This window comes from Polaromonas sp. P1_A2, assembly GCF_056406895.1.
Genome location: NZ_JBFTZI010000001.1, coordinates 1,214,666 through 1,236,774, shown reverse-complemented (window position 1 = coordinate 1,236,774; position 22,109 = coordinate 1,214,666). Strand labels below are relative to the sequence as shown.

Sequence of the window (22,109 nt, the reverse complement as noted above, 5' to 3'; positions counted from 1 at the left end):
GGTTCGGGTGGTTCAGTAGAGAACGTTCTTGGCGGCGGGCGTGTCGATGTTTTTCTTGTTGACCATCAACACACCGGTGTCGCGGAAGGCCGGCACTTTTTTGCCTTCCACAATTTCCGCCACGGTCTTTACGCCCAGGTTGCCCATCTCGAAGGCGCTTTGCACGGCAATCGCCTCGATGGTGCCGTCTTTCACAAAACCTTGCAGGTCGGAGTTGCCGTCAAAGCCGATGGCGACCACTTTGCCGGCTTTGCCCGCTTGAACCAGTGCGCGGCCCATGCCGATAGCGGTGGGTTCGTTGGCACCGAAAATGCCCTTGAGGTCGGGATTGGCGGCCAGCACGTCGGTGGTCTGGTTCAGTGCGGTACCCATCTGCGAGTTGGAGTAGAAGGGGCCCACGATCTGCAGCTTGGAGTGCTTCTTGATGTAGTCGGTGAAACCTCCCACGCGGCCGATTTCGGAACCCGAACCCGCGGTGTAGGACATGATGGCAATCTTGCCGGTGGTACCGATCTTCTCGATCAGCGTCTTGGCGGACATTTCCCCGGCCGCCTTGTTGTCGGTGGCCAGGAAGGACTGGTAGTACGCCTTGCCGGAATCCGAGGCGGCGGAGTCAATCAACACAACAGGGATCTTGGCTTCCCAGGCCTTTTTGATGGCGGGGATCAGGGCATCCGGATCCGAAGGGGCCAGCACAATGCCGGCGACCTTGCGGTTCACGGCGTTTTCCACCAGGGATACCTGCCCAGCCAGGTCGGTGTCGGATGCCGCGCCCTGGAAGGTGGCGGTGTAGCCCTTGAGGCTGCCCACGGCAGCGTTGGAGCCTTTTTTCACGTTTTGCCAGAAGTCCGAGTTGGCGGTCTTCACGATGACGGCGATTTCCTTGTCGGCGGCCAGGGCCATCGACGACGCAGCCACCAGGGCGGCTGCGATCAGGGTGTGGATAAATTTTTTCATTTCTTTCCTCATGGGTGGTTGTAGAGGTTGTCTCTCGAAGTCCCGGTAAGCCCTGCCGGTAGGGATCACTTGCGATGGCGCATCTGGTCGATCCAGACGGCCAGGAGGATGACGACGCCAATCAGAATTTGCTGGGTGAACGCGGACACGCCGCTCATGTTCAAGCCGTTGCGCAGGATGCCGATCACGAACGCGCCAATGACGGTTCCCGACACCGTGCCCACACCGCCCGTGAGCGAGGTGCCGCCTATCACCGCGGCGGCAATGGCATCCAGTTCGTACATCAGGCCCTCACTGGGCTGGGCCGTGACCAGGCGCGACATCAGCACGCAGCCGGTCAGCCCGGCCAGCAGGCCGGAAAGCACGTAGGCAAACAGCGTCACGCCCTTGACGTTCACGCCCGAAAGCCGGGCGGCTTCCAGGTTGGAGCCGATGGCGTACAGATGGCGCCCCAGCGTGGCGCGGTTCAGCAGGATGGAGACGGCCAGCGCCAGCGCGACCATGAGCACCACGGGATAGGGGATGCCGACGAACACCACGTCAGGGAAACCGTCCGCACCGATATTGACGATGCGGAACAAGGCTCCGTTGCCCAGTGCCGCAAAGCTGTCGCCCAGGCCGCTGATCGCGCGGGCGTCGGTCAGCTGCAAGGCCACGCCGCGTGCCACCAGCATCATTCCCAAGGTGGCAATAAAGGGCGGCAGCTTGAGCACCGTCACGCACAGGCCGTTGATCAGCCCGCACAGCCCGCCGACCAGCAGGCCGGCAAACATGCCCAGCGGCACGGGCGCGCCCGCCTTGACCAGCATGGCCGCCACGACGCCGGCCAGCGCCAGGATGGCGCCTACCGAGAGGTCAATACCGCCGGTGATGATCACGCAGGTCGCCGCGATGCCGAGGTAGGCAATGGACGTCACCTGGAGCGCCACGGTCATGCCGTTGCCCACGCTGAAAAAGGCGTTGCTGGTGAACGAGAAGATGGCGATGAGTCCCAGCAGGCTGGCCAGCGCGGCAAATTTTTGAAACAGGTCTTGTTGTTGTTCGGTCATGGTGGGGTCCGGGGAAAGGGTCTTGGAGGGCTCAGCTGCTCAGTTGGCAGAGGGCACGCTGCGGCCGGAGGCGTAGTGCATGACTTCCTCCTGATGAGTCTCGCGGGTGGGGCGTATGGTGACCAGGCGGCCTTCATGGAAGACCGCGACACGGTCGGTCATCCCCATGATTTCGGGCAGCTCGGAGCTGATCAACACGACGCCGATACCCTGGCCGGCGAGCTGGTCCAGCAACTGGTAGATCGCGTACTTGGCGCCCACATCAATGCCGCGTGTGGGTTCGTCAAAGAACAGCACGCGTGATTCACGGAACAGCCATTTGCTGATCACGAGTTTTTGCTGGTTGCCGCCCGAGAGCAGGCGCACGATCTGGCTGCTGCCGGGCGTGCGGATGTCGAGCGCGCCGATGTAGTGGCGTGCGGCATCCTGCTCTTTGGCAAACTGGATCATGCCCGCACGGTTGGACACGGCCTCCATATGGGCCAGCGTGATGTTCTGTGCCACGGTCATCTTCAATGCCAGCCCGTCGTGCTTGCGGTCCTCCGACAGGTAGGCCAGCCCCTGGCGCACGGCATCCCGCGGCGAGCGAATGGCCAGGCGCTGCCCGCCCAGAAACACCTCGCCGGCGTCGATGGGGTCGGCACCAAAAATGGCGCGGGCCACTTCGGTGCGGCCAGCCCCCATGAGCCCCGCAAAGCCCAGGATTTCGCCGCGGCGCAGCTCAAAGTTCACGTCGTGAAACACGCCTTGGCGCGTCAGGCCCTGCACGCGCAACAACACCTCACTGGTGGGCACGGATGTTCTCTTGGGGAATACATCGTCCAGCGGGCGCCCCACCATCTTGGCCACGATCTCTTCCACGCTGGTGTCGGCCAGCTGTTCGGTGGACACGTAGCGCCCGTCGCGCAAGACGGTGACCCGGTCCACGATGAGCGCCAGCTCGTCGAGGCGGTGGGAGATGTAGACAATACCCACCCCCGTGCGCTTGAGCTCGTGGATGATGGCAAACAGCGTCTCGGTCTCCGACTCCGTGAGGGAGGACGTGGGCTCGTCCATGATGAGCACCTGGGCGTTGAGCGACAGCGCCTTGGCAATTTCCACCATCTGCTGCTGGGCCACCGACAGGGTTTTGACCAGCGCGTCCGGTGCGATGTCCAGTCCCAGCCGGTCCAGGCACTGCTGTGCCTGGCGGCGCAGCGCCGCCCGGTCAATCAGCCAGCCTTTGCGTGGTTCGCGGGCCAAGTAAATGTTTTCGGCCACCGTGAGGTGCGGCGCCAGGTTCAGTTCCTGGTGAATGATGGCTATGCCGACAGCCTCGGATTCGGCGGGGGATTGGAACTGGCGGACCTCGCCGCGGTAGTGCAGGGCCCCCGCATCGGGCTGGTACTGGCCGCTGATCACCTTCATCAGCGTCGATTTGCCTGCGCCGTTTTCGCCGCACACCGCGTGGACCTCGCCACTTCGCACCTCAAAGCTCACGCCGTCCAGTGCCAGCACCCCTGGGAAGCGTTTGGTAATCCCTTCCAGGCGCAACAGCACGCCAGCCTCGGCGGGGCTGGGTGCCTCGGGACGGACGGGATCGGGCACGGATGACAGCAATGCGAACTCCTCTGGGCGGATCAGGGGGACGGAAGGAATGAATTTGCAGCTCTGCAAATTGGTAAGGCCACCTGACACAATTTGGCGTATTTGGCCTTACCAAGGGGTGCGTGTGTATTGGTGCTTACCCGTGGCCTCAGGGTCACAACCGGTGTGAAAAGACGAAAAAAAGCCTGCGCAATTGCACAGGCCTGACCAAGGGAGCTTAAGGGCGCGGAGCCTGGCTCATGACCATTCGCGGCGGCTCTCGACCCAGCGCTGCTCGGAGGCCTGCAGGTGCGCGCGCATGGCGGTCTGCGCGGCCAGTACGTCGCGACTCTCCAGGGCGCGCAAGATAGCCTCGTGCTCCTGCAGTGCAGTGGCCCAGCTTTGGCCGGATTCGGAATGCGCGCTCAGGCGCGCGGCAATCGGGCTGTGGCGCTCGTCGAATAACTCGCCTACCAGCCGCTCCAGTACGGAGTTGCCTGTCATGGCCGCAATCGTCTGGTGAAACTGCCGGTCAAAGGCCAGGGGCGAGCGGTTTTGCGCCATGGCGGACAGCATGTTGTCCAGAATCTGGCGCAGCGCCGACAGTGCTTCGGGCGTGGCTTTGGCGCAGGCCTGCAGCACGACGGTTCCCTCGACGGCGGCGCGCGCCTGCATCAGCTCGATCGGGCTTTCACCCATGGCGGCCAGGGCCTGCGGCTTGCGCTGGGCCGCGCTGCAGACATACACGCCGGCGCCCATGCGCACTTCCACGCTGCCCTCGATTTCCAGCGCTATCAGCGCCTCTCGCACCGAGGGGCGCGAGACGCCCAGCTGCTGGGCCAGATCGCGCTCCGGCGGCAGCCGCGCACCCGCGGCGTAGTTGCCCTTGTCAATGAAGGCGCGAATCTGGTCGGCGATTTGTTGATAGAGCCGACGGTTGTCGACCTGTTTGAGTTGGTCCAGCATGAGTCCTCTGCGTGACGTGCAGTTTATGCGACGGCGGGTTTTGCCATGGGTGATGGCCCGAAAGGTAAGGCCAATTCAATTCCAGGCACTTTGGCCTTACCAATTTTAGGGCTTTGGAGCCAAAGCAGGCCTATTGTTTCAGCACAAAGGCCGCCAGGGCCTTGAGCTCCTGCGGGCTCAGGTTGGCAAACGGCGGCATCACCACCGGCCCCCATTTGCCCGAACCACCGGCCTTGATGCTGGCTTCCAGCCTGGCCTGGGCCTGTGGGTCGCTTTTGTACCGGGCCGCGACGTCGTGGTAGGCCGGCCCGACGATTTTCTGCGCCACCGCATGGCAGCCCAGGCAGGCATTGGCCTTGAGCACGGCCTGTACATCGACGGCCGCGGCCGGGGTGCCGGGAGCTGCGGCAGGAGCCGGCGTTGCCGCCCCCACCGGCCCCAGCGTGGGTTTGGCGCCGCCATAGGTCACGGCCAGGTATTCGCCGATCTGTGCCACGTCGCCGTCGCTGAGCGGCGCGGCATAGGCATGCTCCATCTTGCGCACCTCGGCGGTCCACTGCGCGGCCGTCATGGCCGGCGGTTGCTGGCTGATGTAATCGGCCGAATGGCAGATGCCGCATTTCTGCAGCGCGAGCTGGTAACCGGCCAGCTTGGAAGGCTTGAGCCTGGCGGTTTCCAGCGGCAGGGTCACGCTCTGCACGGCTTGCGCCCATACGGCGCCGCAGCCCAGGGCCAAAGCGGCTGCGGACAGGGCACGCACGGCAATCAAGTTGAGAATGTTCATGGCGATCTCCTAGACCGCCAGCAGGCGCGTGGTTTCAACGACGTTGCGCGCATAACCGCCCGGATTCCAGCTGGCCGCGGCGGGCTGCACATCGCCCTGCATATTGGTGGCGCGCACCATGAGCCTGAGTTCGCCCTTGCGCGGCGCTGCCATGCCAAAACTCCATTCGCGGAACGAAAAACGCCCCAGGTCCTTGCCCAGCGCCGCCTCGCGCCACCGCTGCCCGTCTTCCGACACTTCGACCTTGCGTATGCCGCTACCGCCGTCAAAAGCAATGCCCTTGAGCTGCAGCGGCTTGCCCGCCGGCACGCGCGCACCGCCCGCCACGCTGGTGATGAAGGAGCGCACCGGCAGCGTGGTGATGGGCCGCGTCGCCGTGGGCGCCGTGCCGGCCGGCACACACTGGCAGGCGTTGTCGGGCACGCGGTAGGCCGTGGACATGAAAAAACCGTCAAAGCCGTGGTCCATCACGACGATCTCGCTCAGGTGCTTGACCCAGTAGGTGCCGAAATAACCGGGCACGATGAGCTTGATCGGGTAGCCGTTCAGGAAAGGAATGTCGGCGCCGTTCATGGACCAGGCCACGATGGGCTCGGCGCTGAGCGCCAGGTCTATGTTCAGGGCCTTGATGAAGTCCGGCGTCCTGGGCAGCACCGGCGTGTCCAGGCCGTTGAACGCCACCTCCTTGGCGCCGGGCAACACGCCGGCTTTTTCGAGCACGGCGCGCAGCGGCACACCCACCCAGCGCGCATTGCCCATGGAGCCGTTGCCCAGCTGGGCGCCGAAGACGCGCGGCTCAAAAAAGCCGCGGCTGTTGCCCGAGCACTGGTTGACGGCCACCACCTCGACCGGCGCGGCCAGGGCCTTGAGTTCGGCCAGCGACAGTGACAGCGACTGTTTGACATGGCCGCCCACGCGCAGCCGGTAAGCCGCGGCATCTATGCGTTTGGGGATGTTGGCCAGGTGGTAGCGCACGAAGAAGGCATTGTTGGGCGTGATCACCCCTTCACCGAAGGCGCTGAACGGTGTTTCCAGGTGCGGCGGCCGCGTGGTCACGCGCAGCAGCGGGCGCTTGCCCGGGTAGGTCACCAGCTCGCGCTCGCCATTGCCGAAGGGCAGCGTTTCATGCCCGGCCGCAAAGGCCTGGAGCGGCAAAGACCCCATGGCCGCGGCCCCAAGGCCGGCGCGCTGCAAAAAAGCTCGCCTGCGGGCATCGTGCTCATCGCGATGGTTCATGGGCGCATCCTCCTGGTGGGATTCAAGGTCTGCCGCAGGGGCGGCTGCCGACACGCCCATGATAGGCCAGCCGGCGCCGCGGCGATAATCCGCGCAGCACTCCCCGCAGTCCCCTTATCCGTGAAAACCATGAAAGCCATGATTCCCATGAAAACATTGACCGCCGCACTGGCCTGCCTCGCCTCTTTCGCGGTGTCCACCGCCGCCCTTGCCGCCGCCCCGGCCGAAACCCTGCCCAGCGGCGTCAAGGTCGTGCACACGGCCGACGGCACAGGCCCGCAGCCCAAGGCGACTGATACCGTCAAGGTGCACTACCGCGGCACGCTGGCCGACGGCAAGGAATTCGACAGCTCCTACAAACGCGGCGCGCCCGCCAGCTTTCCGCTGAACCGTGTTGTGCCCTGCTGGACCGAAGGCGTGCAAAAAATCAAGGTCGGCGGCAAGGCCACGCTGACCTGCCCGCCCGCCACGGCGTATGGCGAGCGCGGTGCCGGCGGCGTGGTGCCGCCCAATGCCACGCTGACCTTCGACATCGAGCTGCTCGCGATCGAAAAATAAGCGCTAGGCATCCAGCGCGGCCAGCAGTGCTTTGTCGAAAGCAGCGGCCCGCTCAAACTGCAGCCAGTGGCCGGCGTCCACCACCAGCGCCAGGCCCCTGAAATCCGCGGCCCGCGCCAGGGCCTCCCGCAGCGCATCCAGTTTGCCGCGGTACAGCGCATCCTCACGCCCATAAATCGCCCACACCGGGCAGCGCAGCCGCGCCAGCGACTGTGCCAGCGCATCGGTGCGCGCCAGGCTGCGGCCCTTCATGCGGTCGCGCAGCACATTGGCGATGTGCAGGCGCAGGGCCAGTTCATCGATGGCTTCTTCGTGGTGCAGCATCAGTGCCGCGAGGTTGTGCCGGTGTATCGCGTCGCGCTCGGCCGCATCGGGCAGGTGCCGCCAGGCGCGCAGGCGAATGGCTTTTTCCGGCGCCACGCCGAGGCCGGGCGCGCCCACCAGCACCACACGCGCGGCCCGGGCCGGGAAGCGCGCGGCCAGGAAGCCGGCCACCATGCCGCCAAACGAAAACCCCACCAGGTCGCAGGCCGCATCGCCCACCAGCATGGCCAGCCCCTGCTCCACCGGCTCGGGCAATACGTCGGCATCGGTGCCGCGCGGCGGCGCCGCTGAATCGCCAAAGCCGGGCAAGTCGGGCACCAGCAGCCAGCGGCCCGACGCGGCCAGCGCGGGGATGTTGCGCAGCCAGTGCATCCAGCTGCCGCTGCCGCCATGCAGGAGCACCAGCGGCGCGAGCCCGGGCCGGCGCGTGGCATGGCCCCAGCTGTGCCAGACCATGGCCCCGTCGCCGCAAGGGGTTTCAAAACGGCTGGCCGTGCGCAGCAGCGCGTGCGCCTCATGAGGTAAATGAATGTCCGGGAGATCGCTCATGCAGGGTTTATACCCTGCCACCCGTGCGGCCATCGCGAAGCTCCTAAACTGGCCCGTCGCGCTTCACTCACGAGGCGCCCCCCCAGATTTTCATGATTCCCTTTTCAGTCCTTGACCTGTCCCCCATCGTCAAAGGCGCCACCGCCGCCGACGCTTTTCGCAACACACTGGCCCTGGCCCGGCATGCCGAGCAGCTGGGCTTCAAGCGCTTCTGGCTGGCCGAGCACCACAACAACCCCGGCATCGCGAGCGCCGCCACCGCGGTGGTGATAGGCCATGTGGCCGGCGGCACCAGCACGATCCGCGTGGGATCGGGCGGTGTGATGCTGCCCAACCATTCGCCATTGGTGATCGCCGAGCAGTTCGGCACGCTGGCTTCGCTCTATCCCGGCCGCATTGATTTGGGCCTGGGCCGCGCGCCCGGCACCGACCAGCTGACCGCCCGCGCTCTGCGCCGCGACCACCAGAACAATGCCGACACCTTTCCTCAGGACGTGCAGGAACTGCGCTACTACTTTGAAGACATAGAGCCCGGCCAGAGGATCCGCGCCGTGCCGGGCGCCGGCCTGAAGGTGCCGCTCTGGATACTCGGCTCCAGCCTCTTCGGCGCCCAGCTGGCCGCCGCGCTGGGCCTGCCCTTTGCCTTTGCCTCGCACTTCGCGCCAGACATGTTGATGCAGGCCCTCGAGACCTACCGTAACCGCTTCGAACCCTCGGCGCAGCTGGACAAGCCCTACGCCATGGTCGCCGCCAATGTAGTGGCCGCCGACAGCGACGAAGCAGCGCGCTACCAGCTCACCTCGGTCCAGCAGGCCATGACCAACCTGTTGCGCGGCACCCCCGGCCCCATGCCGCCGCCCATCGATGACATTGACGCCTACTGGTCGCCGGCCGAGCGGGTGGGGGCGCAGCGGATGTTGAAATATGCGGTGGCGGGGTCTCCGGCCACTGTCCAGGAGGGTTTGCGTTCTTTTATCGCCGAGACCCAGGCGGATGAGTTGATGGTGACCACACATATTTACGACCCGGCGGTTGCCCGGCGCTCGCTGGAGATCACCGCGCAGGTGCGGGACAGGCTTTAGGCCTTCACGCCCGCCGCAGTGCCCATCAAGGCAAATCGCTATTGTTTTTATAGCTACTTGGACCCAATTTCATTGGGCTAGACCCCTGTAACGCCCTTGGCTACGATCCGGCGGCCGGACAGGCCTGGCGGGTGGGCGCCATTTGGCATGGATCATGCTGAGCCTGAAGTGCCGTCCGCCGGCGCTCTTCCAGTTTCCGATATGGCCCAATCCTCAGTCCCTGAACGCCACACCCTCTTTGACGATGCGCAGGGCATCTTCACGGGGACCTTGTTTGTGTCGCTGGCAATGGTGATCTTCAACCAGGCAGGGCTGTTGACGGGCGGCACGGCCGGCATGGCCTTTGTGCTGCACTACGCCACCGGCATCAGTTTCGGCAAGCTGTTCTTTCTGGTCAACCTGCCCTTTTACTGGTTCTCATGGACCCGCATGGGGCGCGAGTTCACCCTCAAGACATTCCTGTCGATTGCCTTGCTGTCGCTGCTGGCGGACTGGTCGCCCAGGGTGCTTGATATCGCGGACATCCATCCGCTGTATGCCGCGCTGGTGGGCGGCCTGCTGCTGGGAAGCGGCTGCCTCTTCCTGGCCCGGCACCGGGCCAGTCTGGGCGGCGCCACCATCGTGACGCTTTACCTGCAGGAAAAGCACGGCTGGCGCGCAGGCAAGGTGCAGATGGCCATTGACGCCATCGTGGTGCTGCTGGCCTTGCTGGTGGTGCCGCCCGAACGCGTCAGCTATTCCGTGATGGCCGCCGTGCTGATGAGCCTGTTCCTGTGGGTCAATCACAAGCCTGGCCGCTATACGGTGACTTGAGCGGCTCAATCGCCTCCGCCCACCTTGCCTCGTGACGACTTGATGTCCGAGCGCCGGCTTTTGCCCGCCAGCCGCCGCTGCTTGGACCCATAAGTCGGTTTGGTCGCCCGCCGCGCCTTGGGCGGTGTGGAAACCCCATCGACCACCTCCTGCAGCCGCGCCAGCGCGTCGGCGCGGTTCATTTCCTGCGTTCGGTGCTGCTGCGCCTTGAGCACCAGCACCCCCTCCTGCGTGATGCGGCTGTCGCTGCTGGCAAGCAGGCGTTCCTTGACGGCATCGGGCAAGGATGATGCAGCGATGTCAAAGCGCAAATGAATGGCGCTGGAAACCTTGTTGACGTTCTGCCCGCCCGCGCCTTGGGCGCGTATGGCGCTGAACTCGACCTCGCGTTCGTCAACCGGAAATTTAGGCGGCGCGGCCATGCCAGTCGGCGCCCGGGCCGCTTCAGCCGGCCAGTTCGGCCAGGCCTGCGATGGCCAGGGCGTAGCCCTTGACGCCGAAGCCGGCCATGACGGCCTTGGCGGCCGGCGAGATGTAGGAGTGGTGGCGGAAGGCCTCGCGCGCATGCACATTGCTGATGTGCAGCTCGATCAGCGTCACGCCCGCGCCCTTGATGGCGTCGTGCAGGGCCACGCTGGTATGGGTGTAAGCGCCCGCATTGAGCACCACGCCGGCCAGGGTGCCGGCGGCCTGCGCGCGGCCCGCCTCATGGATTGCGTCTATCAGCGCGCCTTCGTGGTTGCTTTGCCGGAAGTCCAGCTTGAAGCCGTGGGCCTTGCAGGCCTGGACGCACAGCGCCTCGACGTCGGCCAAAGTCTGCGAGCCGTACACGGCCGGTTCGCGCGTGCCCAGCAGGTTGAGGTTGGGGCCGTTGAGGACCAGGGCTGTTTTCATGAAGCAAGTCTTTCCAGGGGTTCAGGGTTGACGAGGGTTGGCTGCCAGGTCCCGCAGCGCGACGGTTTCGCCGGTGGCGATCGAGCGCCGCACGGCCTCCACGGCCAGCAGGCTTTGCAAGGCATCCGCGACCGTGATTATCGGCTCTGCCTTGCCGTCCATCAAATCGCAGAAATGGTCCAGCTGCGCCTGCAGCGGGTCCACTGCCTCCAGGGCCAGGGTCTGTTCGGTGAAAGGCGTCATCCAGCCGGGCTCGCCGCGGCTGTCGGGGCCATGGGTCCAGGCCTGCAGGGTGGGCACGGCCAGCGAGCCCTGTGTGCCGGCGATGAAATAGCAGTCCTGCGAGGCATAGCGTGCATACGCCGTGTTCTCGCCCGAGGTCTGCTCCCAGCTGCGCGGTGAGGCCACGGTGTCCGAGAGCGTAAACGTGCCCAGCACGCCGCTGGCGAATTTCAGTGTCATCACGGCCGTGTCTTCCACCGCGAACTGCCGCACCGCGTTGGATGCGAGGGCGTGGACGGATTCCAGCTCGCCGCACAGGTAGCGCAGGTTGTCCATCTCGTGGATCAGGTTGATCAGGATGGGGCCGCCGCCAGCCTGCGCGCGCCAGGCGCCCTGCGCAAAATAGCTAGCCGGCTTGTAGAACTGCGCGCTGCCCGCCACCGTGACCACACGGCCCAGCAGGCCAGACCGGATGGCGTGCCGCGCCGCCTGCAACGTGCCGCTGTGCCGCCTGTGGTGGCCCACCAGCATGGGTGTGGATTGCTTGGCCAGCGCCTCGGCCAATTGCAGGCCGGCCTCCAGGGAATCGGCCACGGGTTTTTCAATCAGCGCCGGCACGCCCTGGCGCGCGCAGGCCAGCGCACCGGGCACATGCAAATGGTTGGGCGTGGCCAGGATCACCCCCTGGGGGCGGGCTGCGGCCGGCCCTGCGAACAAGGCCTCCAGGCTTTCAAAATGCGGCACGCCCAGGCCCGCGGCAAAGTCCCGCGAGGCCGGCTGCGGATCCACCACAGCGCACAAGCGGGTGCGCGGGCTGGCCTGTATGAGCTCGATATGCCGCCGGCCTATGACGCCGGCGCCCGCGACCGCAATGCCCCGCACCACAGCGGCTGGCTGCGCCATCTCAGCCCTGGCTTTCGAAAAAGCGCTCCAGCAATGCGGCAAAGGCAGCCGGCTGCTCGACCGCGCTCAGGTGCGCGGCCGGCAAGGTTTCAAGCTGGGCGCCCGGAATGCTCTTGCAGATCGCCTCGGACATGGCCACGGGCGTGGCCTCATCGCGCGTGCCGGCAATCACCAGGGCCGGGCACTGGATGCCGCCATTGCTGGCGCGAAAGTCTATGCCGGACACCGCCTTGCAGCTCGCGGCATAGGCCGTCGCGTCGGTGCCCACCAGCCGTTCGCGCAAGGCGGCCACACGCTGCTTGCCGCCGCCTGTTTCATCGGCGCGGAACTCCGCCGTGAACCAGCGCTGCAGCGCGCCGTCGGCAATCGCTTCCATGCCCTGGGCCAGTACCGTCTGCACACGCGCCGCCCACATGGCGCGCGCCGCTTCGTCGTAATACATCGCGGCATTGGCGACCGTGATGCTTTTGACCAGCTGGGGATATTCCGCGGCCAGCGCCTGCGCCGTCATGCCGCCCATGCTCAGGCCCACAAAATGCACGGGGCCACCGCCCTGCGCCGCGATAAAGCCCGCCGCGTCATCGGCCAGCATCGCCATGCTGTAGGAGCCGGGCACGGCTTCCGAGCGGCCGTGGCCGCGGTGGTCGTAGCGCAGCACGGTGTAGCGCGACTTGAGCGCAGCCGCCACGCCGTCCCACATGCCGAGTTCGCAGCCCAGCGCATGGCTGAGCACCACCACCGGGCCGCTGCCCTCCCGGGCCCAGTGCAGATAAGGTTTTTTCATGCTTGGCTTTCCGGCAGCAGGCCTTTTTCGCGCAGGATCTCGCCGGCCAGCGCGAAAGCGTGGTTGGCCGCGGGCACACCGCAATAAATCGCGGCCTGCAAGATGACTTCCTTGATTTCGTCGGGCGTGAGCCGCGATTCGGGCGGGCCGTCGAGCGCGGCGCGCACATGCATCACGAACTCCTCATAGGCCTTGAGCGCGATCATGGTCGACAGCACCATGAGGCGGCGCGTCTTGTCGCCCAGCGCCGGCCGGCCCCAGATTTCGTTCCAGGCATAACGCGTGATCAGGTCCTGGAACTCGCTGTTGAAGGCATTGCTTTTGGCGATGGACTTGTCCACCCAGGCGTCGCCGAGGACGCGCCGGCGGTTGACCATGCCTTTTTCGTTGTCACTTTTCGCGTTGCTCATGAACTCACCTTGCTGCGTTTGTTGTCGTCGGGGTGCGAAACCAAGGCCTGCAGCGCATCGGCCTGGGCGTGGGCCTGGGCCGCGGCCTGCTTGGCCAGTTCGGGGTTAAACCACTCCTCGGCCGCATCGGGCGGCAGCTCAGCGCGCAATGCATCGAGGTTGGCGCGCATGCGCTGGGTGTCCACCTGCAGGCCGGGCAGCGCATGGGCCATGGCGCGCACCGAGCCGTGCGCCGACATCAGCAGACCCGGCCATTCGGCCAGCTCGGCCTGCCAGTTGCCCAGCGCGCGCTCGTGTTCCTGCGGCATGGCAGCCAGCAAGGCGGCCACGCGCTGCGGCGCGCGCACGCTGGCGGCCAGCGCCACCATGCAGGCCACCGGGTTGCGCTTGTGTGGCATGGCCGAGGAGCCGCCGCGCCCGGGCTCGGTGGGCTCGGCCAGCTCGCCGATCTCGTACTGGCCCATCAGCGAAATGTCCTTGGCGATCTTGCCCAGGCTGCCCACCAGCAGGCCCAGCTCGCAGCCCAGCGCCACCCATTCGTCGCGCTGGGTGTGCCAGGGAAAGGCGCTGGCCTTGAGCTTCAAGTCGGCGGCCATGTGGGCGATGATTTGCGGGCCCTTGCCCTGCATTTGCGCCAGCGTGCCCACCGCGCCGCCCAGCTGCACGGCCAGCGCGTTGTCGCCGGCGGCCCGCAGGCGCAGCAGGCTGCGCGCCAGCGGCGCGGCCCAGCCCGCGCATTTAAAACCAAAACTCGTGACCGACGCCGGCTGCATCAGGGTGCGGGCCATTACCGGGTCGGCCGCGTGGCGGCGCGCCAGCACCAGCAGGGCCGCCACCGCCTTGCGGATGTCGGCCTCGACCAGGTTCAGCGCATTGCGCGTCACCAGCGCCAGCGCGGTGTCTATGACGTCCTGCGAGGTGGAGCCGAAATGCACATAAGCGGCGGCCTCCTTGTTGAACAGCGCCACGGTCTCCTTGAGGCTTTTGACCAGCGGGATCGCGATGCTGCCGGCGCGCCCGCTTTCGCGCACGATCTTGGCAACGTCGAAGAGTTCGACCTTGCAGGTGCCGACGATGGACTGCGCGGCCGCCTCGGGAATCAGGCCGGCGCCGGCCTGGGCGCGCGCCAGCGAGGCCTCAAAGCGCAGCATCGCATCAATGAAGTTGCGCTCGCTGAATGCATCCAGGACTTCGGGCGTGGAGAGGAAACCTTCAAAAATACTGCTCATTCCATGGGACTCTCAAAATAATCAAATCCGGCATAGGGCCTCACCGCTTGTCGTTTACCGCTTTAAACGCATCTGGTTGGGCAAGGGGACTGAACGGCGCAGCACGTCTTCACCCAGCCACAGGGCCGAGCGCCAGGCGCGCTCCGCCACCGAGGGCAAAGGCATTTGCTGGTAGTCGTCGTTGAACACCTCAAAGCTGTAGTCGCCGCGGTAGCCCAGGCCGTGCAGCCGGGTCACCAGCGTGGCCAGCGCCTCGCTGTGCACGCCCTCGCCCGGGAACACGCGGAAATGCCGGGCGGTGGCGATGCGCTCCTCGATCGACTTGATCTCGGTCCACATGAAATCGGCCAGCTGCACCAGGAAAATCTTGTCCGGGTCCAGGATGTCGAGCTCCTCCAGCGAGGTGTTCGTGGCGAACATATGGTAGGAGTCAAAGCCCAGGCCCAGGTTGGGCATGTCGGCCTGGCAGATGATCTCCCAGGCCTGCGGAAACTCGTTGACCACGCGGCCCCATGACAGGGCCTCGTAGGCGATCTTGATGTTCATCGGGATCGCCAGCATGGCCAGCTTGCGCAGGTCCTTGACCAGCGCGTCGGTCTCGCCCGTGGCATGCACCGAGGTCGAGGAGCAGACCAGCAGCAGCCGGCAGTCCAGCGCATGGCACATGTCCAGCATGGACTTGGCGATGTCCATCTTGTAGTCGTGCAGGTGGCCCGACAGGCCCTCGAAGTCGCGCAGCACCTGAAAACCCGTGACGCGCAGGCCGCTGGCGCGCACCGCCGCGACGGCGGCCTGCATGCCCTCGGGATGGCCGACGATGTCCCTGGCCGCCAGCATGATCTGCGTGAAGCCGGCTTCGCGTACGGCCTTGAGCTTGGCCTCCAGCGGCCCCGCGAGCGAGATGGTGTCCATCCCGAAGTCGTCAATGTTTCCGCTGTAGTGGCTCATGGTGTGTGCCGCCCGTTCAGCGCTCGTTGTGGACCAGCTCGAAGCTCACGCTGCCCATCCAGGTGCGGGTCAGCGCGCCGCGGTCCTCGGTGTGCACGCCGCGCGATTCGACAAACTCCACGCCGCGCTTGGTGAGTTCGGCCACCGAAGCCAGCACGTCGGGGCTGCCCAGGCCCACGCGCTGCAGGGCTTCGTCGCCCTCCACGTCCAGCACGCTGGCTTCGGGTTCTATCAGTTGCAGGTAAAAACGCGAGGCCGCCGGGCAGGGGCTGCGCAGGATGCGGCCCTTGGGCAGTATGCCGAATCGCTGGTCGTCGGGCAGGTCGGTGAAGCCAAAAAGCTCGCGGTAGAACTCGGCCCAGTCCTCGGTGCGGTCGTTGCCGATGTACTGCACGACGCCGAAAAAATGCAGGCCGGCCACGGCCGGCGGGCGCGGGTCCACGGTCGGGATGGGCACGAAGTCCACGTCGTAGATCGAGAAAGTCTCGTAGCGATCGACAAAATAAATGCGGCTCTTGCCCACGCCGTGGATGGCCGGGATGTTGAGCTCCATCACCTCGACACGCGAAGGCACGGCCCAGGCGCCGCGCGCCAGGGCGCGGCGGTAGGCCTCGGCCGCGTCGCGCACGCGCAGCGCGACGGCGGCGATCACCGGCTTGTCGGTGGGGGCCGCGCCGTCGGGCATGGCGGGAATGTGGGCGTTGACGATGACGTTCATGCCGCCCTGCCGGTACAGCATGACCTCGCGCGAGCGGTGCCGCGCCACCGGCCTGAAGCCCATCATCTCCAGCACCTGGCCCAGGGCCTGCGGCTTGGAGGTGGTGTATTCGATGAACTCGATGCCGTCCATGCCCAGCGGGTTGGCGACTTCGGGGATGGCTTCGCGGTCGGTGGGGGCTTGTGTGGCGGTGCTCATGGTGTTCTCCCGGTCAGGTGTTCCAGACAGATCAGGCGGCCTTCACGGTCGCGCCCGGCACATGGCCGCCGCCCAGGAACAGGCGCTCGATGTTCGGGTCAGCCAGCAGTTCGGACGCTTTTTTGTGCAACACCAGTTGGCCCGACTCCAGCGCGATGGCGTCGTCCGATATTTTGAGCGCGCTCTTGACGTTCTGCTCGACCATCAGCACCGTCGTGCCCTGGGCCGCCAGCTTTTGCAGCAACTTGAACACGTCCTGCACCACCATGGGCGACAGGCCTATGGAGGGCTCGTCGATCAGCAGCACCTTGGGGCGCAGCAGCAGCGCGCGGCCGATCTCGAGCTGCTTTTGCTCGCCGCCCGACAGCGCCGAGGCCTGGGAATGCAAACGCTCCTTCACGCGCGGGAAAAATTCCAATACTTCGGGAATGCGCTCATGCGTGGTCTTGGTGCCCAGGGTGATGCCGCCCAGTTCCAGGTTCTGGAACACGGTCAGCTGCCCGAACAGGTTGCGGCCCTGCGGCACAAAGGCAATGCCCTTGGCCAGCAGCTCTTTCTGGCTGGCGCCCGAGATCTCCTCGCCGTCCAGCAGGATGTGGCCCTGGCGCGGCTTGAGCAGGCCGAACAGGGTTTTGAGCACGGTGGACTTGCCCGCGCCGTTGGGCCCCAGCAGCAGGGTGATGGAGCCGCGCCTGACCTTGAAGGACAGGTTGTTCAGGATCATGAAATCCTTGTAACCCGCCACCACGTCGTCGAATTCAATGCAAATATCGCTTGTCATATCAATCCAATCTCTACGAAGCACCTGTCTATCGCTTTTCCCAGTAACGGCGCGGAACCGGCTTTGCCGGGCCGCAGCGGTTGTCCCCCTGAGGGGGATTCCGGCTACACGAAGTGAGCCGAGACAGGGGGCTAGTTCCCAAGATACGCGTCCAGCACTTCTTTGTTCGACCGGATTTCCGCCGGTGTGCCGATGGCCATGACCTTGCCCTCCACCATCACCATGATGCGGTGGCACAGGTCCATCACAAAATCCATGTTGTGCTCGATCACGACAAAAGAGCTCTTGCGGCCGAACTTGGGGTTCTGGTTGAGCTCCTTGAGCAGCGAGGAGATGCCGCCCACCAGGCTGGGGTTCACGCCGGCGCAGGGCTCGTCGAGCAGCACCAGGTCGGGCTCGGCCATAAAGGCCATGGCGATGTCCACCAGCTTCTGCTGGCCGTAGCTCAGGGTGCCGGCCAGCTTGTCGGCCACGTGGCGTATGCGGAACTGGTCGATCAGCGCGTCGGCCTTGTCGCCCAGGCCTGAATCGCCGGGCGCGAACATGCGGCTGAACATGCTGCCCTTGTGCTCCTGCGCGGCCACGATGAGGTTGTCGCGCACCGTCATCTTGCCGAAGACCTGCAGGGTCTGGAAGGTGCGGCCCACGCCGCGCCGGCTCAGTTCCAGCGGCGACAGGCCGGTGATGTTCTGGCCGTTGAGTTCGATAGCTCCCTCATTGGGTGTGATCTGGCCCAGCACGCTGTTGAACATGGTGGTCTTGCCCGAACCATTGGGGCCGATGACGCCGAAGATCTCGCCCGGCATGACTTCGAAGGACACACCGCCCACGGCCTGGATGGCGCCGTAAGCCTTTTTGAGTCCGGTGACTTTTAACAATGCATTGCTCATGACGTCGCTCCGATCCGGCCGGCGGCCGCAGCGCGTGCCTGGGATGCCTCGCGCGCCGCGCGCTTGCTGCGTATGCGGTCGGGAATGCTGAGCAATCCGTCGGGCAGCCAGACCATCAAAATCACCACCGCGGCGCCAAACATCGGCAAATACCAGTTGGACACCAGGGGCACGTCGCGCAGCCATTCCGGCAGCACCACACCCACGGCGGCGCCGACGACAGGCCCGAGGAAGTAACCGGCGCCGCCGACCACCACCATCAGGTACAGCATGATGGACGCGGCCACGGCGAAAGGCCCGGGCTCGATGAATTGCACCAGCGAGGCGAACAGCGCGCCGGCAATGCCCGCATAGACCGCGCCTATGGCAAAGCTCAGCAGCGTGTAGTTGCGGATGTTCACGCCCAGGCTTTCGGCGCGTATCGGGTTGTCGCGCAGCGCCGTGAAGGCCTTGCCCCAGGGCGAGCGCAGCAGGCCCCACAGCAGGCCCGCCAGCAGCAAGGTGACCGCCAGCACGAAGTAGTAGTAGGCCAGGTTGCCTTCGAGCGAGTAGCCGAACAGCGAGGGCCGCGCGATGTTGTTGATGCCGAAGGTGCCCCCCGTGAGCCACTCCTCGTTGCGCATCACCAGCCAGATCGCGGTGTTAAAGCCCAGCGTGGCGAAGGCCAGGTAAATCGCCTGCACGCGCAGCGCCGGAAAGCCCAGGACCAGGCCGACGGCAAAGCAGATCAGCGCGGCGGCCGGCAGGCCCAGCCAGAAACTGACCCCCGCCTTCATCAGGATGGCCACGGTGTACGCGCCTATGCCGAAGAAGGCCGCATGGCCCAGCGACTTCTGGCCCGCATAGCCGACCGTGAGATTCAAGCCCATGGTGGCGACGATGAAGACCAGCCAGTAGGTCAGCAGGTAGATGCCGTAGTTCTTGAGGAACTGCGGCACCACCAGCACCAGCAGGGCCGCCAGGACCGTCAGCACCAGGGCGAATTTGTTGTTGGCGAGCTTCATACCTTGCGCTCCTCTTTTTTACCCAGCAGTCCTTGTGGCTTGAAGAGAATCACCACCATAAAAATCACCAGCGCCACCGCGTCCTTGTAGGCGGGCGAGATGTAGGCCGAGGCGAGGTTTTCGGCCACCCCCACGATCAGGCCGCCCAGCAGCGCGCCGCGCGAGTTGTTGAACCCGCCGATGATGGCGGCAAAAAATGCCTTGGTGCCCAGGCCCTCGCCCATGTCGAACTTGGCAAGGTAGGTGGGCGTCACCAGCAAGGCGGCCACCACCGCCAGCACGGCGTTGATGGCGAAGGTGTAAAAAATCATGCGCGGCACATTGATGCCCAGCACCGAGGCGCTCTCGGTGTTTTGCGCGACGGCCTGCATGGCGCGGCCCGTCACGGTTTTGGCCAGGAAGGCCTGCGTCGCCATCACCACCACCAGCGCCAGCGCGAAGGTGCCCACGTCCTGCAGGGTGATCGTGACCCCGGCGATGTTGAACAGCTTGTCGGCGAAGAGGCTGGGGAAAGGATGGGCTTCAGCGCTGTAGCCGGCGCGCACGCCGTTGCGCAGCGCAATCGAAAGGCCTATGGTCGCCACGACGATGGGCATCATGCCGTATTTGAAGAGCGGGTCCACCACGCCGCGCTTGAAGACCCAGCCCAGCAGCAGCACGGCCAGCAGCGTCGCCATCACAAAGCTCACCAGCATGGGTGCGCCCAGCGAGATGAAGGCCAGCATCATGAAGGCCGGCAACATGACAAATTCGCCCTGGGCGAAGTTGATCGTTCCCGAGGCCTGCCACAGCAGGGTGAAGCCCAGTGCCGCCAGCGCATATATGCTGCCGGTGGCCAGGCCCGAAAAAAAGAGTTGGAGAAAGTCCGTCATGGAGAAGTCCGATGGTGGAGAAAGCCGGTTGTCGTCAGCGGAGGTTCCGGTGGGACGGGGCTTGCGCCCTGCCCCGCCGGCGGCCGGCCCCGCGCGGCCGGCCGGGGTTTACGTCACTTCTTGGCGGCCGGCTTGGAGGCGGCCGGTTTGGGTGCGGGTGCGGCGGAAGCCAGGGGAAGGACCTTGCTCACGTCGCGGGTGGCCAGTCCCAGGGGCGGCACCATGTCGATGACTTCCTGCTTGCCGTTTTTGACTTCCACCATGAAGCTCATGCGGTCCAGGTCGCCCTTGTTGTCGAACTCGGTGTACATCAGCGCGCCGGGGTATTTGTCGGTGTTGACCTTCAAGCCCTTCATGGCTTCGGCCACGGCCTTGCGGTCCAGCTTGCCGGCTCTTTCAATCGCGGCCTTGAGCACATAGACACCAGAGTAGCCCTTCATGCCGTTGTGGTCGGAGATGTATTTGTATTCTTTCTCGAACTTGGCCTTGAAGGCACGGATGGCGGGCACCGGGGCGTCCACCGTCAGGCCCACGTGGGCGATCGCGCCGTTGGCGGCCTCGCCGGCCAGCTCGATGACCTTCTGGCCGGTCAGCGTGGTCTCGCCGATGATGGGCTTGGTCCAGCCCTGCTTGCGCAGCTCGCGCAACAGGCGCGCCGACTCTTCCTCATTGGAATAGGCGAACACGCCGTCGGCATTGCTTTGTTTGGCGCGCAGCACAGCGGCCGAGAAGTCGACCTGGCCGGGTTCGGTGGAAATTTCAGCGAGGATCTTGGTCGGCGAGTTGGCCAGGGCTTTGCGGATAGCGTCCATGCCGCCCTTGCCGAAGTCGTTGTTCACGTAGATGACGGCAATGCTCTTGAGCTTGGCCTGGTCGCTGATGTAGCGCCCCACCTTGGGCATGGCGGTGGACTGCGTGAAGCTGGTGCGGAACACGTAGGGGTTGCCCTGCTCGGTGATGCTGGCCGCCTCCCCGCCGGTGAAGTTGGGCACTTCGGCGCGCCGCGACTCGGCCATGCTGACCATGATGGAGCCGGAGAACACCGGGCCGAAGATGGCGAACACATTGTCGTCAATGGCTTTTTGCGTCAGGCCCTTGGCCACGCCGGGATTGCTTTGGGTGTCGGCGGTGCTGGTCTGGATTTTTTTGCCCAGGATGCCGCCGCCGGCATTGATTTCCTTGACGGCGAGCTCCACGCCGTTCTTGAAGTTGGTACCCGCCGTGGCGCCGCCGCCGGACAGTTCCACGATGTTGGCGATCTTGATCACATCTTGCGCGAAGCCGGCCGTGCTGCCCATGGCCAGCGCGCAAGCCGCGATCAATTGAAGGGCGAATCGTTTTTGCATGCTTGTCTCCTCTGGTTAAAAATCAATGCAGTCCAAAAAAAGCCATCACTGGGCGGCCTGCGGCGCACTGGCGTGCGCCCCGGAAACCGTCGCCCGGCCGCCCGCCGGGATACGCCGGATTTCACCCGCCAGCGCGGCCGGGTACAAATGCTCGCGGATAAAAGTCGCGTCGCGTCGCACCGCCTCGGCGGCCTCGGCATAGCCGAAAAACTCCAGGTAGTCCGGCGCCTGCTGGATCAGCATCTCAAAGCCGGGCTGGGCCACCAGCCCGCGGCCGCGCACCGCGCGCACCATCGGTGTGGGCTGGTTTTTCATGAGGATGTCGACCACGGCCGCATGCGGCGCCAGGCGCGACACATCGCAGGGCAGCGGGTCGGCGGCCTGCAGGCCCAGCGGCGAAGCATTGACGACCAGGTCGTAGCCCGAAGGATCGCTGCCGGCGGCAGCCAGCATCAGCGTGCCCGCGGCCTGTGGCGCCGAGGCGATGCGCGACGCGATCGCCAGGGCCTTGCCCGGCACCGGGTCGTAGAGCGCGATCTCGGCCGGAGCGCGGCTGCCGGCAATCGCCAGCGAGGCGGCAATCGCCGAAGCGCCGCCGCCGGCGCCCAGCACCAGCACGCGCTTGCCGGTGTAGGCCACGCCGAAGTAGTCGAGCGAAGAGACAAAACCCTTGCCGTCGAACAGCCCGCCTTCGAGTTTGCCGTCCGGGTTGCGGCGTATGCCGTTGACGGCGCCGGCCACGCGGCCGTAGTCATTGCAGTGCGACAGCAGGCCCATGACCAGCGACTTGTGGGGAATGGCCAGGAACATGCCCTTGATGTTCTTTGCCAGAAAGGCCGAGCGCACAAAAGTCTCGATGTCGCCGGCCGCCACATGCACGGGCACCAGCACGGCATTGATGCCCAGGGTTCTGAAGATCAGGTTGAAGACATCCGGTGCCCGGACCTGCTCCACCGGATCGCCGGGAATCAGGTAGACATCGGTATTGCCCTGGACGGTTGGAAGCATGTCGAAGTTCGCCTTGTT

24 protein-coding genes are annotated in these 22,109 nt (G+C 65.4%); 3 read left to right on the top strand and 21 right to left on the bottom strand.

Annotated elements, in window-relative coordinates:
- Positions 1 to 12: 12 nt before the first annotated feature.
- The 6 genes from AC1D09_RS05900 to sorA form a co-directional block, all read right to left on the bottom strand.
- The gene (locus tag AC1D09_RS05900; RefSeq protein WP_477660859.1) at positions 13 to 957 is read right to left on the bottom strand and encodes a substrate-binding domain-containing protein; all 945 of its coding nucleotides are present in this window, start codon (positions 955 to 957) and stop codon (positions 13 to 15) included.
- A 65-nt stretch (positions 958 to 1,022) separates the two neighbouring features.
- On the bottom strand, positions 1,023 to 2,006 hold the full coding sequence (locus AC1D09_RS05895) for an ABC transporter permease (RefSeq protein ID WP_477660858.1): 984 nt from the start codon (positions 2,004 to 2,006) through the stop codon (positions 1,023 to 1,025).
- Between the two features lie 39 nt (positions 2,007 to 2,045).
- On the bottom strand, positions 2,046 to 3,605 hold the full coding sequence (locus AC1D09_RS05890) for a sugar ABC transporter ATP-binding protein (protein ID WP_477660857.1): 1,560 nt from the start codon (positions 3,603 to 3,605) through the stop codon (positions 2,046 to 2,048).
- A 225-nt stretch (positions 3,606 to 3,830) separates the two neighbouring features.
- Complete coding sequence (locus AC1D09_RS05885) at positions 3,831 to 4,538, bottom strand: FadR/GntR family transcriptional regulator (protein ID WP_477660856.1); 708 nt, start codon at positions 4,536 to 4,538, stop codon at positions 3,831 to 3,833.
- A 130-nt stretch (positions 4,539 to 4,668) separates the two neighbouring features.
- Positions 4,669 to 5,322, bottom strand: a complete 654-nt coding sequence (gene sorB / locus AC1D09_RS05880) for a SorB family sulfite dehydrogenase c-type cytochrome subunit (protein ID WP_477660855.1) — start codon at positions 5,320 to 5,322, stop codon at positions 4,669 to 4,671.
- A gap of 9 nt (positions 5,323 to 5,331) precedes the next feature.
- Positions 5,332 to 6,558, bottom strand: coding sequence for a SorA family sulfite dehydrogenase catalytic subunit (gene sorA, locus AC1D09_RS05875; RefSeq protein ID WP_477660854.1), 1,227 nt, complete (start codon positions 6,556 to 6,558; stop codon positions 5,332 to 5,334).
- A 147-nt stretch (positions 6,559 to 6,705) separates the two neighbouring features.
- Between sorA and AC1D09_RS05870 the strand changes: the two genes are divergently transcribed.
- Entirely contained in the window at positions 6,706 to 7,116 is a 411-nt protein-coding gene (locus AC1D09_RS05870) for an FKBP-type peptidyl-prolyl cis-trans isomerase (RefSeq protein ID WP_036839335.1), read from the top strand.
- 3 nt (positions 7,117 to 7,119) lie between these two features.
- Here the strand turns inward: AC1D09_RS05870 and AC1D09_RS05865 are convergent, their stop codons facing one another.
- Complete coding sequence (locus AC1D09_RS05865; RefSeq protein WP_477660853.1) at positions 7,120 to 7,989, bottom strand: alpha/beta fold hydrolase; 870 nt, start codon at positions 7,987 to 7,989, stop codon at positions 7,120 to 7,122.
- A gap of 92 nt (positions 7,990 to 8,081) precedes the next feature.
- On the opposite strand from AC1D09_RS05865, the gene AC1D09_RS05860 reads away from it, so the two are divergent.
- Positions 8,082 to 9,071, top strand: a complete 990-nt coding sequence (locus AC1D09_RS05860; RefSeq protein ID WP_477660852.1) for an LLM class flavin-dependent oxidoreductase — start codon at positions 8,082 to 8,084, stop codon at positions 9,069 to 9,071.
- Between the two features lie 201 nt (positions 9,072 to 9,272).
- Positions 9,273 to 9,884, top strand: a complete 612-nt coding sequence (locus AC1D09_RS05855; protein ID WP_477660851.1) for a DUF6198 family protein — start codon at positions 9,273 to 9,275, stop codon at positions 9,882 to 9,884.
- 5 nt (positions 9,885 to 9,889) lie between these two features.
- Here AC1D09_RS05855 and arfB read toward each other — a convergent pair whose 3' ends face one another.
- The 14 genes from arfB to AC1D09_RS05785 form a co-directional block, all read right to left on the bottom strand.
- Positions 9,890 to 10,306: an alternative ribosome rescue aminoacyl-tRNA hydrolase ArfB gene (arfB, locus tag AC1D09_RS05850; RefSeq protein WP_477660850.1), complete on the bottom strand. Its 417-nt coding sequence runs from the start codon at positions 10,304 to 10,306 to the stop codon at positions 9,890 to 9,892.
- A gap of 22 nt (positions 10,307 to 10,328) precedes the next feature.
- Positions 10,329 to 10,778 carry a type II 3-dehydroquinate dehydratase gene (gene aroQ, locus AC1D09_RS05845; protein WP_413329618.1) on the bottom strand — a complete coding sequence of 150 codons (450 nt, stop codon included), beginning with the start codon at positions 10,776 to 10,778 and terminating at the stop codon, positions 10,329 to 10,331.
- A gap of 21 nt (positions 10,779 to 10,799) precedes the next feature.
- Complete coding sequence (locus tag AC1D09_RS05840) at positions 10,800 to 11,903, bottom strand: Gfo/Idh/MocA family protein (protein WP_477660849.1); 1,104 nt, start codon at positions 11,901 to 11,903, stop codon at positions 10,800 to 10,802.
- A gap of 1 nt (position 11,904) precedes the next feature.
- Positions 11,905 to 12,687, bottom strand: a complete 783-nt coding sequence (locus AC1D09_RS05835) for an alpha/beta fold hydrolase (RefSeq protein WP_477660848.1) — start codon at positions 12,685 to 12,687, stop codon at positions 11,905 to 11,907.
- The gene (locus AC1D09_RS05830) at positions 12,684 to 13,097 is read right to left on the bottom strand and encodes a carboxymuconolactone decarboxylase family protein (protein ID WP_477660847.1); all 414 of its coding nucleotides are present in this window, start codon (positions 13,095 to 13,097) and stop codon (positions 12,684 to 12,686) included. The genes AC1D09_RS05835 and AC1D09_RS05830 overlap by 4 nt, the downstream gene beginning before the upstream one ends.
- Entirely contained in the window at positions 13,094 to 14,326 is a 1,233-nt protein-coding gene (pcaB, locus tag AC1D09_RS05825; protein ID WP_477660846.1) for a 3-carboxy-cis,cis-muconate cycloisomerase, read from the bottom strand. Before pcaB ends, AC1D09_RS05830 begins: the two co-directional genes overlap by 4 nt.
- A gap of 54 nt (positions 14,327 to 14,380) precedes the next feature.
- The gene (locus AC1D09_RS05820; RefSeq protein WP_477660845.1) at positions 14,381 to 15,274 is read right to left on the bottom strand and encodes a sugar phosphate isomerase/epimerase family protein; all 894 of its coding nucleotides are present in this window, start codon (positions 15,272 to 15,274) and stop codon (positions 14,381 to 14,383) included.
- 16 nt (positions 15,275 to 15,290) lie between these two features.
- Positions 15,291 to 16,190 carry a 4-hydroxyphenylpyruvate dioxygenase gene (locus AC1D09_RS05815; RefSeq protein ID WP_477660844.1) on the bottom strand — a complete coding sequence of 300 codons (900 nt, stop codon included), beginning with the start codon at positions 16,188 to 16,190 and terminating at the stop codon, positions 15,291 to 15,293.
- 31 nt (positions 16,191 to 16,221) lie between these two features.
- A complete protein-coding gene (locus AC1D09_RS05810; RefSeq protein WP_477660843.1) occupies positions 16,222 to 16,971 on the bottom strand; it encodes an ABC transporter ATP-binding protein in 750 nt (249 codons plus the stop codon).
- Between the two features lie 131 nt (positions 16,972 to 17,102).
- Positions 17,103 to 17,861, bottom strand: a complete 759-nt coding sequence (locus AC1D09_RS05805) for an ABC transporter ATP-binding protein (RefSeq protein WP_477660842.1) — start codon at positions 17,859 to 17,861, stop codon at positions 17,103 to 17,105.
- Positions 17,858 to 18,865, bottom strand: coding sequence for a branched-chain amino acid ABC transporter permease (locus AC1D09_RS05800; protein WP_007870925.1), 1,008 nt, complete (start codon positions 18,863 to 18,865; stop codon positions 17,858 to 17,860). The genes AC1D09_RS05805 and AC1D09_RS05800 overlap by 4 nt, the downstream gene beginning before the upstream one ends.
- Entirely contained in the window at positions 18,862 to 19,737 is an 876-nt protein-coding gene (locus AC1D09_RS05795) for a branched-chain amino acid ABC transporter permease (RefSeq protein ID WP_074575524.1), read from the bottom strand. The genes AC1D09_RS05800 and AC1D09_RS05795 overlap by 4 nt, the downstream gene beginning before the upstream one ends.
- Before the next feature lie 113 nt (positions 19,738 to 19,850).
- Positions 19,851 to 21,083: an ABC transporter substrate-binding protein gene (locus AC1D09_RS05790; protein ID WP_477660840.1), complete on the bottom strand. Its 1,233-nt coding sequence runs from the start codon at positions 21,081 to 21,083 to the stop codon at positions 19,851 to 19,853.
- A 45-nt stretch (positions 21,084 to 21,128) separates the two neighbouring features.
- On the bottom strand, positions 21,129 to 22,091 hold the full coding sequence (locus tag AC1D09_RS05785) for a shikimate dehydrogenase family protein (protein ID WP_477660839.1): 963 nt from the start codon (positions 22,089 to 22,091) through the stop codon (positions 21,129 to 21,131).
- Between the last annotated feature and the right edge of the window lie 18 nt (positions 22,092 to 22,109).

Bases quoted from the DNA above. Each gene is read 5' to 3' on its own strand.
- AC1D09_RS05900 (WP_477660859.1), bottom strand. From the start codon at position 957: ATGAAAAAATTTATCCACACCCTGATCGCAGCCGCCCTGGTGGCTGCG.
- AC1D09_RS05895 (WP_477660858.1), bottom strand. From the start codon at position 2,006: ATGACCGAACAACAACAAGACCTGTTTCAAAAATTTGCCGCGCTGGCC.
- AC1D09_RS05885 (WP_477660856.1), bottom strand. From the start codon at position 4,538: ATGCTGGACCAACTCAAACAGGTCGACAACCGTCGGCTCTATCAACAA.
- sorB (WP_477660855.1), bottom strand. From the start codon at position 5,322: ATGAACATTCTCAACTTGATTGCCGTGCGTGCCCTGTCCGCAGCCGCT.
- sorA (WP_477660854.1), bottom strand. From the start codon at position 6,558: ATGAACCATCGCGATGAGCACGATGCCCGCAGGCGAGCTTTTTTGCAG.
- AC1D09_RS05870 (WP_036839335.1), top strand. From the start codon at position 6,706: ATGAAAACATTGACCGCCGCACTGGCCTGCCTCGCCTCTTTCGCGGTG.
- AC1D09_RS05865 (WP_477660853.1), bottom strand. From the start codon at position 7,989: ATGAGCGATCTCCCGGACATTCATTTACCTCATGAGGCGCACGCGCTG.
- AC1D09_RS05860 (WP_477660852.1), top strand. From the start codon at position 8,082: ATGATTCCCTTTTCAGTCCTTGACCTGTCCCCCATCGTCAAAGGCGCC.
- AC1D09_RS05855 (WP_477660851.1), top strand. From the start codon at position 9,273: ATGGCCCAATCCTCAGTCCCTGAACGCCACACCCTCTTTGACGATGCG.
- arfB (WP_477660850.1), bottom strand. From the start codon at position 10,306: ATGGCCGCGCCGCCTAAATTTCCGGTTGACGAACGCGAGGTCGAGTTC.
- aroQ (WP_413329618.1), bottom strand. From the start codon at position 10,778: ATGAAAACAGCCCTGGTCCTCAACGGCCCCAACCTCAACCTGCTGGGC.
- AC1D09_RS05840 (WP_477660849.1), bottom strand. From the start codon at position 11,903: ATGGCGCAGCCAGCCGCTGTGGTGCGGGGCATTGCGGTCGCGGGCGCC.
- AC1D09_RS05835 (WP_477660848.1), bottom strand. From the start codon at position 12,687: ATGAAAAAACCTTATCTGCACTGGGCCCGGGAGGGCAGCGGCCCGGTG.
- AC1D09_RS05830 (WP_477660847.1), bottom strand. From the start codon at position 13,097: ATGAGCAACGCGAAAAGTGACAACGAAAAAGGCATGGTCAACCGCCGG.
- pcaB (WP_477660846.1), bottom strand. From the start codon at position 14,326: ATGAGCAGTATTTTTGAAGGTTTCCTCTCCACGCCCGAAGTCCTGGAT.
- AC1D09_RS05820 (WP_477660845.1), bottom strand. From the start codon at position 15,274: ATGAGCCACTACAGCGGAAACATTGACGACTTCGGGATGGACACCATC.
- AC1D09_RS05815 (WP_477660844.1), bottom strand. From the start codon at position 16,190: ATGAGCACCGCCACACAAGCCCCCACCGACCGCGAAGCCATCCCCGAA.
- AC1D09_RS05810 (WP_477660843.1), bottom strand. From the start codon at position 16,971: ATGACAAGCGATATTTGCATTGAATTCGACGACGTGGTGGCGGGTTAC.
- AC1D09_RS05805 (WP_477660842.1), bottom strand. From the start codon at position 17,861: ATGAGCAATGCATTGTTAAAAGTCACCGGACTCAAAAAGGCTTACGGC.
- AC1D09_RS05800 (WP_007870925.1), bottom strand. From the start codon at position 18,865: ATGAAGCTCGCCAACAACAAATTCGCCCTGGTGCTGACGGTCCTGGCG.
- AC1D09_RS05795 (WP_074575524.1), bottom strand. From the start codon at position 19,737: ATGACGGACTTTCTCCAACTCTTTTTTTCGGGCCTGGCCACCGGCAGC.
- AC1D09_RS05790 (WP_477660840.1), bottom strand. From the start codon at position 21,083: ATGCAAAAACGATTCGCCCTTCAATTGATCGCGGCTTGCGCGCTGGCC.
- AC1D09_RS05785 (WP_477660839.1), bottom strand. From the start codon at position 22,091: ATGCTTCCAACCGTCCAGGGCAATACCGATGTCTACCTGATTCCCGGC.